At 74.2% G+C, this 14,096-nt stretch carries 14 protein-coding genes; 1 reads left to right on the forward strand and 13 read right to left on the reverse strand.

Annotated features, from left to right (window positions below; translation table 11 throughout):
• Nucleotides 1–73: 73 nt before the first annotated feature.
• From OGH68_RS08865 to hisI, 4 genes are all read right to left on the reverse strand, one after another.
• Complete coding sequence (locus OGH68_RS08865; protein WP_264242789.1) at nt 74–328, reverse strand: HGxxPAAW family protein; 255 nt, start codon at nt 326–328, stop codon at nt 74–76.
• A 149-nt stretch (nt 329–477) separates the two neighbouring features.
• Nucleotides 478–1,125, reverse strand: a complete 648-nt coding sequence (locus OGH68_RS08870) for a TIGR02234 family membrane protein (protein ID WP_264242790.1) — start codon at nt 1,123–1,125, stop codon at nt 478–480.
• A complete protein-coding gene (locus OGH68_RS08875) occupies nt 1,125–2,627 on the reverse strand; it encodes an anthranilate synthase component I (RefSeq protein WP_264242791.1) in 1,503 nt (500 codons plus the stop codon). The genes OGH68_RS08870 and OGH68_RS08875 overlap by 1 nt, the downstream gene beginning before the upstream one ends.
• An 11-nt stretch (nt 2,628–2,638) precedes the next feature.
• Nucleotides 2,639–3,001: a phosphoribosyl-AMP cyclohydrolase gene (gene hisI / locus OGH68_RS08880; RefSeq protein WP_264242792.1), complete on the reverse strand. Its 363-nt coding sequence runs from the start codon at nt 2,999–3,001 to the stop codon at nt 2,639–2,641.
• Between the two features lie 84 nt (nt 3,002–3,085).
• Here hisI and OGH68_RS08885 point away from each other — a divergent pair, with 84 nt between their 5' ends.
• Nucleotides 3,086–3,718 (forward strand): TIGR03085 family metal-binding protein, encoded by a 633-nt coding sequence (locus OGH68_RS08885; RefSeq protein WP_264242793.1) that lies wholly within the window; start codon nt 3,086–3,088, stop codon nt 3,716–3,718.
• Between the two features lie 33 nt (nt 3,719–3,751).
• Here the strand turns inward: OGH68_RS08885 and OGH68_RS08890 are convergent, their stop codons facing one another.
• The 9 genes from OGH68_RS08890 to OGH68_RS08930 form a co-directional block, all read right to left on the reverse strand.
• On the reverse strand, nt 3,752–5,392 hold the full coding sequence (locus OGH68_RS08890; protein WP_264242794.1) for a sodium:solute symporter family transporter: 1,641 nt from the start codon (nt 5,390–5,392) through the stop codon (nt 3,752–3,754).
• A gap of 107 nt (nt 5,393–5,499) precedes the next feature.
• Entirely contained in the window at nt 5,500–6,822 is a 1,323-nt protein-coding gene (locus tag OGH68_RS08895; protein ID WP_264242795.1) for a PucR family transcriptional regulator, read from the reverse strand.
• A gap of 163 nt (nt 6,823–6,985) precedes the next feature.
• Complete coding sequence (locus tag OGH68_RS08900; protein WP_264242796.1) at nt 6,986–9,937, reverse strand: LuxR family transcriptional regulator; 2,952 nt, start codon at nt 9,935–9,937, stop codon at nt 6,986–6,988.
• 181 nt (nt 9,938–10,118) lie between these two features.
• The gene (locus OGH68_RS08905; protein WP_264242797.1) at nt 10,119–11,045 is read right to left on the reverse strand and encodes an alpha/beta hydrolase; all 927 of its coding nucleotides are present in this window, start codon (nt 11,043–11,045) and stop codon (nt 10,119–10,121) included.
• 290 nt (nt 11,046–11,335) lie between these two features.
• Complete coding sequence (gene hisF / locus OGH68_RS08910) at nt 11,336–12,091, reverse strand: imidazole glycerol phosphate synthase subunit HisF (RefSeq protein WP_264242798.1); 756 nt, start codon at nt 12,089–12,091, stop codon at nt 11,336–11,338.
• Nucleotides 12,088–12,501, reverse strand: a complete 414-nt coding sequence (locus tag OGH68_RS08915; protein WP_264242799.1) for a RidA family protein — start codon at nt 12,499–12,501, stop codon at nt 12,088–12,090. The genes hisF and OGH68_RS08915 overlap by 4 nt, the downstream gene beginning before the upstream one ends.
• The gene (priA, locus tag OGH68_RS08920) at nt 12,498–13,223 is read right to left on the reverse strand and encodes a bifunctional 1-(5-phosphoribosyl)-5-((5-phosphoribosylamino)methylideneamino)imidazole-4-carboxamide isomerase/phosphoribosylanthranilate isomerase PriA (protein ID WP_264242800.1); all 726 of its coding nucleotides are present in this window, start codon (nt 13,221–13,223) and stop codon (nt 12,498–12,500) included. The genes OGH68_RS08915 and priA overlap by 4 nt, the downstream gene beginning before the upstream one ends.
• Complete coding sequence (gene hisH / locus OGH68_RS08925; protein WP_264242801.1) at nt 13,223–13,873, reverse strand: imidazole glycerol phosphate synthase subunit HisH; 651 nt, start codon at nt 13,871–13,873, stop codon at nt 13,223–13,225. The genes priA and hisH overlap by 1 nt, the downstream gene beginning before the upstream one ends.
• On the reverse strand, nt 13,870–14,037 hold the full coding sequence (locus tag OGH68_RS08930; protein WP_264242802.1) for a hypothetical protein: 168 nt from the start codon (nt 14,035–14,037) through the stop codon (nt 13,870–13,872). The genes hisH and OGH68_RS08930 overlap by 4 nt, the downstream gene beginning before the upstream one ends.
• Nucleotides 14,038–14,096: the final 59 nt, after the last annotated feature.

A 14,096-nucleotide genomic window follows, 5' to 3' on the forward strand; every position in this document is an offset into this window, starting at 1 on the left:
TCCACGTTCAACGGCAGCGGCGCAGCCCGGCCGTGCCGGGCTGCGCCGTCGTGCGACATCCGCTCCGCGGTGCTCAGGCCGTCGCCTTCTCGCGGGCAGCCGCGCGGTTGCGGGCCTCCACCACCTCGTCCGGCTCCTTCGGGGTGCCGAGGCCGGCCATCTTCATGGCGCCGCCGACGACCGCGCCGAGCAGGATGAGCGCACAGCCTGCCCAGAAGCCGGCCGGGCTGTTCGCCACCATGAAGACGCCTGCGACGCAGAAGCCGATGAAGGCGATGATGCTGCCGGTCCAGGCGGCCGGGGTGTGTCCGTGGCTGCTGCCCGCCATGAGTTGCTCCTCGTTTCCAGTGCGATGTCGTGAGCCGGTGCTCGTGCTGCGCCGGACCCGCTCGTTCTCATTGTTCCGTACGCCGGGACGTGAGCCGATCTGGGGTCGGCTCGGGCCGGGCTCCGGTCCGGGACGGGTCCGAGCCGGTGTCATCCGTCGTGTGTCGGGTCCTCGCCGCGGTCCAGGGCCTTCCACAGGTCCTCGGGACGGTCGGGGTCGACCGGGCGCTCCTTGCGGGCGCGGGGGCTGCCGTCGCGTTCGTAGCGACCCGACATGGACGGCCAGTCGCGGCCGTACCGGAGGGCGAGGAGCCCGGCGAGCAGGATCAGCACACCGCCTGCCGCCGTGACGTAGGGCCAGACGGTGTGGGAGAGGGCGTCGACGCCGGCGGCCACGTCACCGGTGATGCGGGCGGCCTCCTCGTCGAGCGCGCCGGAGCCGGTCGCGCCGAGGAGCGCGGCCGTGGCGGCACCGGCGCCGCTCAGGGACAGCAGCACGGCCACGAGGAGACGGCCCGCGCGGCGCACCGCGAAGACGGCGACCAGGGCGGCGAGGCCGACGATCGCGAGCGCCGTGGGAACGCCGGTGACGTCGGAGCCGCTGGCCTCGAGGGAGACGGTTCCGCCGCCGACCGACGCGGTGCCCTCCGCCCAGATCCGGCCGGCGGCGAGCAGGACGACGGTCGAACCGGCGGCGCCGAGGAACAGGGCGGCGGCCAGGCTGCGGCGGCTGCTCGTGGCGGCCGTCGCGGCTGCGGCTCGGGGCTGGGGTACGGGTACAGCACTCACGACCCCCACTATCCCTTACCGGCGGCTCGATCACTCAGGCGGTTGGCGGTGTGGACGGCGCGCAGGACCGCGGCTGCCTTGTTCCGGCACTCCGTGTCCTCGGCGACCGGGTCCGAGTCGGCCACGACACCGGCTCCGGCCTGCACGTACGCGGTGCCGTCGCGCAGCAGGGCGGTGCGGATGGCGATGGCGGTGTCCGAGTCGCCCGCGAAGTCCAGGTAGCCGACGCAGCCGCCGTAGAGCCCGCGGCGCGACGGTTCGAGCTCGTCGATGATCTGCATGGCGCGCGGCTTGGGCGCACCGGAGAGGGTGCCGGCGGGAAAGCAGGCGGTGAGCACGTCGAAGGCGCTGCGGCCGTCCGCCACCTTGCCGGTGACGGTGGAGACGATGTGCATCACGTGGGAGTACCGCTCGATCGACATGAAGTCGACGACCTCGACGCTGCCGGGTTCGCAGACCCGGCCCAGGTCGTTGCGGCCGAGGTCGACGAGCATCAGGTGCTCGGCACGCTCCTTGGGGTCCGCGAGCAGCTCGTCGGCCAGGTCGTTGTCCTCCTGCGGTGTGGCGCCGCGCGGCCGGGTGCCGGCGATGGGGTGGACCATGGCGTGCCCGTCCTCGACCTTGACCAGCGCCTCCGGGCTGGAGCCGACGACGTCGAAGCCGTCGAAGCGGAAGAGGTACATGTACGGCGACGGGTTGGTGGCCCGCAGCACCCGGTAGACGTCCAGCGGGCTCGCCGTGCACGGGGTCTCGAACCGCTGCGAGGGCACGACCTGGAAGGCCTCGCCGGCCCGGATGCGCTCCTTGATGTCGTCGACGGCCGCCTGGTAGTCGGTGCCGCCCCACAGCGCGGAGAACTCCGGCAGCTCGGAGGCGGGCAGCGCGGCGGGCGGGGAGGCGACCGGCCGGGCGAGGTCGGCCTCCATGGCGTCGAGACGGGCGACCGCGTCGGCGTACGCCTCGTCGACACCGGTGTCGAGGTCGTTGTGGTTGATCGCGTTCGCGATCAGGAGGACCGTGCCGTCCCAGTGGTCGAGGACCGCGAGGTCGGAGGTGAGCAGCATGGTCAGCTCGGGGAGCCGCAGGTCGTCGCGCTCGCCCGGGCCGATCTTCTCCAGCCGCCGCACGATGTCGTAGCCGAGGTAGCCGACCATGCCGCCGGTGAAGGGCGGCATCCCGGAGGCGAGGTCGCGCGGGGTGTGCAGGGTCTCGACGGTCTCGCGCAGCGCGTGCAGCGGATCGCCGTCCGTGGGGACGCCGACCGGGGGGGTGCCCAGCCAGTGCGCCTGCTCGTCGCGGACGGTCAGCGTGGCGTCGGAGCGTACGCCGATGAAGGAGTAGCGCGACCATGAGCGGCCGTTCTCCGCCGATTCGAGGAGGAACGTGCCGGTGCGCTCCGCGGCGAGCTTGCGGTACAACCCGACGGGGGTGTCGCCGTCCGCGAGCAGCCGGCGGCTGACGGGGATGACGCGGCGGTCGGCGGCGAGCTTGCGGAACGTCTCGAGATCCATGGCGCCAGACCCTACTTGTCGAGCAGTACGTCGGTGTCGAAGCAGGTACGGGCCCCTGTGTGGCAGGCGGCGCCGACCTGGTCGACCTTGACGAGCACGGTGTCGGCGTCGCAGTCGAGCGCCACGGATTTGACGTGCTGGACGTGCCCGGACGTGTCGCCCTTCACCCAGTACTCCTGGCGGCTGCGGGACCAGTACGTACAGCGGCCGGTGGTCAGGGTGCGATGCAGCGCCTCGTCGTCCATCCAGCCGAGCATCAGCACCTCTCCGGTGTCGTACTGCTGGGCGATGGCGGGGATCAGCCCGTCGGCACTCCGCTTGAGGCGGGCGGCGACGGCCGGGTCGAGGCTGCTGGCGGGGACACTGCTGGTCATACCCGCCATTGTGCCGTGCCGAAGTCGGTGGCCGGCGGTGCGTCCACTGGGCGGACCCGGTGCCCCAGCCGTACGCTGGCGGCCATGTCGACCCATGCCAAGCGTGAACGGCTCCTCTTCGCTGACCTGTTGGAGGCGGTCGGACCGGACGCCCCGACCCTGTGCGACGGCTGGCAGGCCCGGGATCTGGCCGCGCATGTGGTGATGCGCGAGCGGCGGCCCGACGCCGCGGGCGGGATACTGCTCGACGCGCTGAAGGACCGGGCGGAGCGGATCCAGGCCGAGTTCGCCGCGAAGCCGTACGACGAACTGGTCCACCTCATCCGTACCGGACCGCCGCGGATGTCCCTGTACGGGATCAAGCAGATCGACGAGGCCGCGAACACGGTGGAGTTCTACGTGCACACGGAGGACGTACGGCGGGCGCAGCCGGAATGGACGCCGCGCCCCTTGGACCGTGTCTTCGAGAACGCCTTGTGGTCGCGGCTGGAGAAGGCGGCCAGGCTGCTCGGCCGGAAGTCCCCCGTCGGTCTGGTGCTGCGCAGGTCGAATGGCCAGACGGTGGTGGCGCACAAGGGCACTCCGGTGGTGACGGTGACGGGCGAGGCGGGCGAACTGACGCTCTTCGCGTTCGGCCGGCAGGACGCCGCGCAGGTCGAACTGGACGGCGACGAGGAAGCGATCACCCGGCTGCGCGAGGCGAAACTCGGGTTCTAGCCGGCCGGCCCGCTGCTGCGGGTTCCCGGACCGTCAGCGGCCCTGTGCCCACTCGGCGTGTGCCTTCTTCTGCTCATGGGGCACGGCCGGGGGTACGGGGCGCCGTCGGAGGAGTCCCGAGCCGGCCAGGGCCAGCAGGAAGCCGGCCGGGACGGTGACCAGCCCGGGCGTCTGGAGCGGGAACCAGTGGAAGTCGCGGTCGGGGAAGAGCGAGATCGGCGTGCCCGACGCCGCCGGTGAGCAGGCCATCAGCACGGTGACGAGCGGCAGCGTCCCGTACACCGCCCAGCGCACGCCGGCGGCCGTGAAGTGCCGGCGGAAGATCGCGTACAGCAGGACCGGCGGCAGCACGGACGCGGCGGCGGCGAACGCGAACGCGAGCAGCACCTGCGGGTTGCGTCCGTACGTCTGCGTCGAGACGAACACGGCGGCGGCTCCGACGGTGGCGACCGCCCAGCGCGCCAGGCGCACCTCGCCGGCCGTCGAGCGGTGTCCCCGGCTGCCGCCGCCCGACGGTCCGGCGAGGTCGCGGGCGAAGGACGACGCGGCGGCGAGGGTGATCCCCGCGACCGTGGACAGGGTGGTGGCGAACACGGCGCAGGCGACCACGGCGAACAGCAGGCTGTGCCCAGGGCCGCCGGCCCCGGGGTCGAGCGCGGTGGTGACCATGAGCAGCGCCGTGTTGCCGCCCGGGTCGGCGGCCTGGAGATGCTTGTGGCCGACGAGGGCGGCCGCGCCCAGCCCGATGACGACGACACCGGCGCACAGCAGGGCGACGGGCGCGACGGCCCAGCCGGCCGCACGGCGCACGGTGCGGGCCCCGCGCATGGGGTGCAGCCGCATGGTGATGTGGGGCATGCAGGCGGCGCCGATGACGAGTGTGAGCAGGAAGCCGGTCAGATCCAGCCACCCGGCGACGCCGTGCCCGAACTGCAGGCCCGGCAGGGCGTACGAGCCGCCCCGGCCGCTGCCCTGCCGGGCGGCGTCGAAGAGCGAGACGGGTGACCAGCCGAAGCGGTCGAGGACGAGACCGGCGAGCAGCACGACGACGGCGACCACGACGAACGTCTTGAGGATCTGGATGTAGCCGGTGCCGCGCATCCCGCCGAAGGCGGAGTAACAGACCATCAGGGCGCCGCTGGCGACGGTACATCCGGTGAGCGCGCCGGGCGGGAGGTCGAACATGGCCGTCATGATCTTTCCGGCGGTCGAGAGCTGGACCACGAGCAGCGGGAACAGGACGACCAGCGACGCGATCCCGAGGGGTCTGCGTACGGAGCGGTCGGCGAGCCGGTCGGCGATGAAGTCGCCGAGCGTGTAGATGCCGCTGCCGCGCAGGGGCCTCGCCAGCACCAGCATCACCAGGACCAGTGAGACGACGGTGGCCAGGGCGAAGAGGATGCCGTCCGCCCCGGCGAGGGCGACGGAGCCGGTGGTGCTGAGCAGCGTGGCGGCCGAGACGTAGTCCCCGGCGACGGCGAGCCCCCCGCCGGCCGGGCCGAGCGCGGCGCCGCCCGCGTAGAAGTGCTCCGGGTCGTCCTGGTCCGCGGCGGCCAGGCCACAGAGCAGGAGCGAGACGGTGACGAACGCGAGGAAGACGACGAGGGCCAGGGAGCGGCCCTCGAACCCGGAGCCCTGCGCGACGGGTCCGGCGAGGTGCACATGGGACGACATGCCGGGTACGTCACCAGTGCGGCCGGCAGTGCGTACAGCGTCCGGTCCGGCTTCGGTGCCCGTGCACAGGCGGGGGCGGTCCGGGGTGTGCGGTGCCACATCCCGAACTACCCCTGGTTCTCCAGGAGTCGGCGGGCCGTGAGCGCGAGGGAGACCTCGACGACGTCGGACGGCCGGGACAGCGAGCGGCCGGTGAGCTGCTCGAAGCGGCGGAGCCGGTTGAGGACCGTGTTGCGGTGGCAGTAGAGCCGCGTGGCCGCGCGCTGCGCGGAGCCCTCGGCCTCCAGCCAGACGGTGAGCGTGTCGACGAGGAGGTCCCGGTCGGCGGGGTCGATCCCGTACAGCGGCCCCAGTACGCGCTCGGCGAGCGCCCGGCCGAGGTCCGGGGACGAGACGACGACGGCGGCGGGGAGGTGGTCGTCGAGGAGCACGACACCGCCGGTGCGGGGGCAGGCCCGCAGTGCGGTGCCGGCGAGTCTGCGGCCCTCCCCGATCGCGGCGAGCCCGGCGACGGCCGAGCCGATGCCGACCCGGACGCCGGGACCGGCACAAAGTCCCGCGGCGAGCGCCGCGGGGTCCACGGGTCCCGCGGGTGCGGCGGCCTCGCCCTCCCGGGTCCCGGCCGGGTCGTCGGCCGCGGGCCGGGGGTCCGCCAGATGGACGATGCCCAGTTCCGCCTCCGGGGTGGAGTGCCACACCACCGGGGTGCCCGGAGGCAGCACGACCGGCGGGCCGGGCGGGTGCGGATGGGGGTCGGTGGCCGCGATCACCACGAAGCGGCCGTCCTGCGGGACACCGAGCAGCGCCGACGCGTCGGGCAGGTCGGTGATACGGGCCGTGCCGTCGAGCAGCGCCGCGGTCGTCAGCCGCAGGCGGTTCTCACGGCGCCATGCCATCCGGCGTTCTGCCTCGCGGTAGGCGTCGGCGACGACGGCGCAATGCTCGTCGACGAAGTTCCAGACGTCCGCCGCGACATGGACGAGCAGCCGTACGTCCTCCGGGTGGCGTCTGGCGGTCTCGTCCACCAGGCCCTGCCAGACCATCGCGCCGCCGATCCGGAACGCGTGCAGCACCGCGTCGAGCGGTATGCCCCGCTCGGCCCGGGAGGCGCCGATCGCCCGTGAGGTACGCCGGGCGATGTCCCGGCACTCCCGGGGGCGGATCAGGGAGGCGACGTTGTGCCGGAGCGACTGGTGCACCTCCTGCCACACCTCGGACGCGTCCGCCTCGATCGCCGCCCGGTACGCGGGCTCCTGCTCGCGCAGCTCGCCGATCAGCGTCGTGGTCAGGCCGACGACGTCGTCCAGCAGCACCTGTGCGGCACGGTGCAGTACGGCGATCGCCTCCGCGTCCAGCAGGGAGCGGGTGCGGTGCGGAGCCACGTGCGGGGCGGGGACCGCCCTGACGCGCGAACGTACGAGATTCGACATGGGCGGCCTCCACCAGAAGTCGGCTCGCTCCGGCGCGCCTCGTCCACTCGGGCACGGGCACGCCGGATCTACCTGACGCTCGCAGAATGGCATACCGCCCGGTCGGTACCCAGGTGTTTGCGGCATTGTTCTCATCACGGTCCAGCAACGCGAGCGCGCGGGGTCAGGAACCGGAACGGTCCAGGAGGCGGGCCAGCTCGGTCCGGGAGCGCACCTGCAGCAGCGCGAACACGTTCCGCAGATGGTGGTCGACGGTCCGGGTACTCACCGACAGGCGCAGTGCTACCTCCCGGTTGGTGGCGCCCTCCGCCACGTGGTGGGCGATGCGCCGCTGCTGCGGGGTGAGCCGGGCCAGCGGGCCGCCACCGGTGTCACCGGCCACCGCCTCTCCGGCCGCCCGGAGTTCGCCCTGCGCGCGTTCGGCCCAGACGCGGGCCCCGCAGCGTTCGAACGCGACGAGCGCGTCCCGCAGCGGACCGCGCGCCCGACTGGTCCGGCGGCGCCGACGCAGCCACTGCCCGTACAGCAGCAGAGTGCGACCCCTTTCGAAGTCGCCGCCCGCCCGGTCGTGGTGGGCGAGCGCCTCCTCGTAGCGGGCGGCGGCCTCCTCCGGGGGCGCGAGGAGGGCGCGGCAGCGGGCCAGCTGGGCGGGCGCGAGGGGGTCCGCGGTGCTCGCCGCCCACGCCCGGAACTCCTCCACCGCCACGGCCGCGCCGGCCGCCCGGCCCGCGAGCACGGCGGCCTCGACGAAGCACGGTACGGCGAGCATCCGCACCGCGAAGTGGCCGCGGCGCGGCCCGGGGCCGACGAGCGGGCCCAGCCGGGCGGCGGCCTCCGCGCACCTGCCCGCCGCCAGACCGGCACGGCCCACGGCCCACACGGCGAGGCCGCCGGCCTGTGCGAGGCCGTGTGCCGCGGCGACGGCGGCCGCGGCGTCCGCGTGCTCGGCGCACGCCCGGGCGTCGCCCTCGACGGACGCGATCAGGGCGAGCACGGCATGGAGGTGGGCGGCGGCGTTGCGCCGGCCCAGCCGCCCGGCGGCCCGCAGTCCCTCTTCGGCGTGCACCCGGGCGCGGGCGTGCCGGCCGGCGCGCAGCTCCCCGTACGCGAGGTGCTCCAGCGCCTGGGGCAGCAGCACCTGCGGCCCGTGGACCCGCACGGCGGCCAGTGCGCGGGCGCCTGCCGGGCACGCCGTGTCCACGTCACCGACGACGAGGGCTGCGGCCGCGGACCGCAGCAGCCCGTCCGGATCGTCGCCGCGCTCCCCCGCCTCGACGCACCTCCTCAGCAACCCGTGCCCGTCCGCGGTCCGCCCCCCGAACACGTCCCGCATCCCGGCGACGTACAGCCCGAGCGTGCCCCCGCCGCCCGGACCCGCCCCCGCCCCGGCGGCCGGGCTGCTCTCGGCCCCGTCCCGTGCGCCGCCCCCGGTGATCGTCCCTCCGCCCTGCCTCCGGAGCGGTGGGCCGGAGGCAGGGCGCGACGGCGGGGCGTCGGCGGCCGACGACGGCCCCGAAGGGCAGCCGGGCACGCCCCGCGGCGTCAGGGGTACGGGCACGCCGGGCGGCTGCGGCGGGCCCGGGGCCGGTTTCGCCGCGGACGTCGTCGGGACGCGGGCCAGGGCGGCCGCGTAGGCGGGGGCGTCGCCCATGGCCCAGGCGGCTTCCGCCGCCGCGAGGAGGGCGGCGGTCGTGCGGGCGGTGTCGTAGTCGGCCAGGAGCGCGGCGGCGGCGAGCAGGAACGCGTGGGCATCGGCGACAGGTCCGTCGCAGAGGGCGAGCAGGCCGCGCACGTAGGGCGCGTGACCCAGGGCGGGTGCGGTCCGGACACGGGTCAGCAGTGCGCGGGCGCGGCCCGGGTCGCCGCCCAGCCAGGCGTGCTCGGCGGCCACCGCGAAGCGCACGCCGCGCAGGGTGTCGTCGGCGGTGAGCTCGGCGGCCCGCTCGAGGGCCGTGGCACGGTCGGTGTGCGGCCCGGGTGCGGCCGCCGCCCCGGCCAGGGCATCGGCGAGCGCCGGGTCGTGACCGCCCGTCGCGCAGGCGAGTTGGACCAGTCTCGCCCGTGCCGGGTGCGGTCCGTCGAGCGCGGCGGCCAGCAGCCGGTGCGCGGCGCGCCTGCTGGGCAGCGGCGCGCCGCGCAGGACGGCGGTCCGCAGCAGTGGATGGGCGAAGTGGAGGCGCGTGCCGTCGCCGCGGAGAACGCCCGCCCGTTCGGCGGGCTGAAGCCGGCCGAGGTCGAGGCCGGCCGGGCGGGCGGCGCGCAGGAGCAGCGCGGCGTCGGCGCCGGCCCCTTCCGGTTCGTGCTCCTCCGCCGCCGCGGCGATCAGCAGCAGGAGGCGGGTGTCGGCGGGCAGCGCCCGGGTCCGTGCGGCGTACGCGTCCAGGACGGCTTCGGCACCGGGCAGGGGGTGCGGCAGTGGCGCGTGGCCGGCGAGCTGGTCGGGGGTGAGGCGTCCGGTGAGCGCGGTCAGCAGCCGCGGGTTGCCCCCGGCCTCGCGGCGCAGCGCGTCCCGTACGACGGGGTCCGTCCGGCCGTCCGTCAGGTGGTCGAGCAGCGCTCCGGCGGCCGTGTCGTCGAGCGGTCCGAGCCGTAGCCGCGGCAGTCCGGTGAAGGCGTCCCGGCCGCCCGGTTCGTCGCCGGCGGTGAGCAGGACGGCGACCCGGTCGCCGGGGGCGAGGCGGCGGGCCGCGAAGCCGAGCGCGACGCGGGAGTCGCGGTCCCAGGCGTGCGCGTCGTCGACGCAGACCAGCAGCGGACCGCGGGCCCCGAGGGCCCGCAGCAGTCCGAGCAGCGCGGTGGGCGCGGTCCCGGCGCGGGTCGCGTCGTCGGCCTCCGGCGGCAGGGGCCCGATCGCGGAGCAGAGCAGGGCGTGCAGTCCGCTGCAGGCCAGCGTGGCCTCGGCGGGGGCGGCCCGGGTGTGCAGGACCGCTCCTTCGCGACGGCCCTCGACGGCGTGGCGTGCGAGCGCGCTACGGCCGAGGCCCGGTGGTGCGGTGAGGACGAGGGTGCTGCCGCGGCCCTGCCTCAGCCGGGACAACATCCGGTCCAGTAGAACGAGTTCGCCGTTCCGGCCGTACAGCCGGTGGGGACTGTGGACGGTCGTCGCTGGGGTCACATCCAGCAACTTACTGCCGCGTAACCACGGTCCGGAAGGGCCGCGTCCGGCGGGCTGGGCGGGCCCCCAGCGGGAACGGCTGCGCGCTGTGCGGGCGCACAGCGCGCAGCCGTTCCGCGTCACCGGGCACCCTGCCGGTGGCGGTCGCCCGCCACCGGCGGCCCCCGTCGGTTCCGTACCGCTAGGAGGTGTGCGGGCAGTTGCCCCGGTATTCCTCGATGGTCAGGCTCGGCCGCGGCAGCGGGCAGAGGAACTGCTCGTAGCGGGTGTCATTGTCGATGAAGCGCTTGAGCCACGAGATGCTGTACTTCGCGATGGTCGTGTCGGAGCTGTTCGGCGTGAAGTGGGTCGCGTTGTTCAGCTCCAGGTACGCCTTGTCGAGCGAACCGGGCAGCGACTCGTAGAACGGTTCCGAGTGCGAGGAGACGGGGGCGACCGAGTCGCCGTCGGCGCCCACCACCAGTGTGGGCGTGCGCAGTTCGGGCCAGGTCTTGTCGGTGTTCCACCCGGTCAGCGGGATCGCCGCCTGCAGGGAGGGCCGGCTCTTGGCCGCCTCCAGCGAGCCGCCGCCGCCCATGGAATGGCCCATGACGCCGAGCCGGGAGCTGTCGATCCGGCCGCGGACGGAGCTGCGCTCCGTCAGGTAGTCGAGCGCGGCGAGGAGTTGACGGCCCCGGCTGTCGGGCTGGTCGTAGACCGAGTTGGTGTCGATGGTGAAGACCACGAACCCCTGGGAGGCCAGCCGCGGCCCGAGCCAGGCGATGCTGGACTGCCGGGCCGTGAAACCGGGCGAGATGGCCACGGCGCCGAACGTGCCGTCGGCCGTGGACGTCGGGTAGTAGATGGTGCCGCCGCCGAATCCGCTGACGAGCAGCGACGAGACGGACGTGTCCGAGACGGCGTACGGGCCCCTGGGCGCCTCGATGCTCGACACGGTGGGGGCGGGGCCCCGCTCGTAGGGGTTGTCGGCGGCCAGGGTGCCCGCTCTCGCGCTGTCGGCGGCCTGCGCGCCGGGGATCAGCGCCGTGCACAGGCCGACGGCCACAGCGGTGGCGGCCAGCGCGGTGCGGAGCTTCCGGGTGCGGCTCCGGGAGTGGGGGTGCTGCACGAGGGTGGTCCTTCCGGTCGTGGCGGAGCCACACCGGAGCGGACAGGCCGTCGTCGCCGAGGCCAGGGGGAGGTGCGCCGGGTGGAGCCGCCGTGTTGATGGCGGTACCACCGTCGGGGCGCACCCGGTCGGCGCACATCGGCAAGTTCACCGGTCGTGGCGACCCGGCCACCCGGCGGCGGACGACCCGGCGGCCGCCACACAGCCCCGGCCACCCACGGAAGGCCACCCGGCCACCCGCAACAGGTGACCCGGCCGCCGCGGCGGCCGGGTCACCTGGGAGAAACTCCTCAGCGGACCGGGTGGCCCGCCTCCCGCAGCGTGTCCTTGACCTGCGAGATCCGCAGGTCGCCGAAGTGGAACACCGACGCCGCGAGCACCGCGTCCGCGCCCGCTCCGATGGCCGGTGGGAAGTCGGAGAGCCGGCCGGCGCCGCCGGAGGCGATCACCGGGACCGTGACGTGCTTGCGGACGGCGGCGATCATCTCCGTGTCGTAGCCGTCCTTGGTGCCGTCGGCGTCCATGGAGTTCAGCAGGATCTCACCGGCCCCCAACTCGGCGGCCCGGTGCGCCCATTCGACGGCGTCGATGCCGGTGCCCTTGCGGCCGCCGTGCGTCGTCACCTCGAAGGAGCCCTCGGGGGTGCGCCGGGCGTCGACGGAGAGCACCAGCACCTGGCGGCCGAACCGCTCGGCGATCTCCCGGATCAGCTCCGGCCGTGCGATCGCCGCGGTGTTGACGCCCACCTTGTCGGCCCCGGCCCGCAGCAGCTTGTCGACGTCCTCGGCGCTGCGCACGCCACCGCCGACGGTGAGCGGGATGAACACCTGCTCGGCGGTGCGGCGCACCACGTCGTAGGTGGTTTCCCGGTTGCCGGACGAGGCGGTGATGTCGAGGAACGTCAGCTCGTCGGCGCCCTCCGCGTCGTACAGCTTGGCCATCTCGACGGGGTCGCCCGCGTCGCGCAGGTTCTGGAAGTTGACTCCCTTGACCACCCGTCCGTTGTCGACGTCCAGGCAGGGGATCACCCGTACCGCGAGGGTCATGCGGCACCTCCATCGGTTCCGGCCGGCCGGTACGCCTCGACCTCGACCTCGACGACCAGCGAGGGGTCGACGAAGCCGGAGACCACGAGCATCGACGCGGCCGGCCGGACGGCGCCGAAGATCTCCTTGTGTGCGCGCCCGACGTCGTCCACGTCGCGGGCGTGCGTGATGTACATCCGGGTGCGTACGACGTCCTCGGCGCCGAGCCCGAGCTGCTTCAGCGCGTCGATCGCCACGCCGAACGCGGTGACCGTCTGCTCGTACGGGCTGCCCGCGGCGATCTCGCCGCCGACGATCGACGTACAGCCGGAGACCAGGACCAGGCCGCCTGGAAGCTCGACGGCCCGGGAGTACCCGAAGGCCTCCTCCCAAGGGCCGCCGGACCTCACCCGGCGCACGGAACCGGTCATGCCGACACCGCCGCGAGGGCCTCCTCGAGCGTGAACGCCTTGGCGTACAGGGCCTTGCCGACGATGGCGCCCTCGACGCCCTCGGGGACCAGGGACGCGAGCGCCCGCAGGTCGTCCAGCGAGGAGACGCCGCCCGAGGCGACGACCGGCTTGTCGGTCGCCGCGCAGACGTTCTTCAGGAGTTCGAGGTTCGGGCCCTGGAGGGTGCCGTCCTTGGCGATGTCGGTGACGACGTAGCGGGCGCAGCCCTCGGAGTCGAGACGGGCGAGCGTCTCGTAGAGGTCGCCGCCGTCGCGGGTCCAGCCGCGGCCGCGCAGGGTCGTGCCGCGTACGTCGAGGCCGACGGCGATCTTGTCGCCGTGCTCCGCGATGACCTTGGCGACCCACTCCGGGGTCTCCAGCGCGGCGGTGCCCAGGTTGACGCGGCGGCAGCCGGTGGCGAGCGCGGCCTCGAGGGAGGCGTCGTCGCGGATGCCGCCGGACAGCTCGACCTTGATGTCCATGGCTCCGGCGACCTCCGCGATCAGCTCGCGGTTGTCACCGGTGCCGAAGGCGGCGTCCAGGTCGACAAGGTGCAGCCACTCGGCGCCGGCGCGCTGCCAGGCGAGCGCCGCTTCGACCGGGGAGCCGTAGGACGTCTCGGTACCGGACTCGCCATGGACGAGGCGGACGGCCTGGCCGTCGCGGACGTCGACTGCGGGAAGGAGTTCAAGCTTCGGCATCAGAGCGTCTCGATCCAATTGGTCAGCAGCTGGGCACCGGCGTCGCCGGACTTCTCGGGGTGGAACTGGGTGGCCCACAGGGCGCCGTTCTCGACGGCGGCGACGAACCGCTCGCCGTGTTCGGCCCAGGTCACCCGGGGTGCGCGCATGGCCGGGTTGGTGACCTCCAGGCCCCAGTCGTGCACGGCGTAGGAGTGCACGAAGTAGAACCGGGCGTCGTCGTCGAGGCCGGCGAAGAGCGCGCTGTCGTCGGGGGCGTCGACGGTGTTCCAGCCCATGTGCGGCACGACGGGCGCCTGCAGCGGGCCGACGGTGCCGGGCCACTCGTCGAGGCCCTCCGTCTCCACTCCGTGCTCGATGCCGCGGGCGAAGAGGATCTGCATGCCGACGCAGATGCCCATGACGGGGCGTCCCCCGGACAGCCGCCGGTCGATGACCCATTCGCCGCGGGCCTTCTTGAGTCCGTCCATGCAGGCGGAGAAGGCGCCGACGCCGGGGACCAGGAGCCCGTCGGCGTTCATCGCCTTGTCGTAGTCGCGGGTGATCTCGACGTCGGCGCCGACCCGGGCGAGCGCGCGCTCGGCGGAGCGCACGTTGCCGAACCCGTAGTCGAAGACGACGACCTTCTTCTGCGGTGTGGTGGTGGTCATCCCCAGATCCCCTGAATCCGCATGACGCCGGCGACCAGGCACATCGCGGACGCTCCGGCGAGCAGCACGACGGGCCCCTTGGGCATCTTCTGCTTCTTGAAGGAGTACACACCGCCGGCGAGGAACAGCCCGACGACGATGAGAATGGTCGACAGGCCGGTCACCGTGTCTCCTCCATCGCTTCTCCGCCCGCGCGGCGCGGAGGCGCGGGCATCGTGTCCGT

It is taken from the genome of Streptomyces peucetius (genome assembly GCF_025854275.1).
Classification (GTDB): domain Bacteria; phylum Actinomycetota; class Actinomycetes; order Streptomycetales; family Streptomycetaceae; genus Streptomyces; species Streptomyces peucetius_A.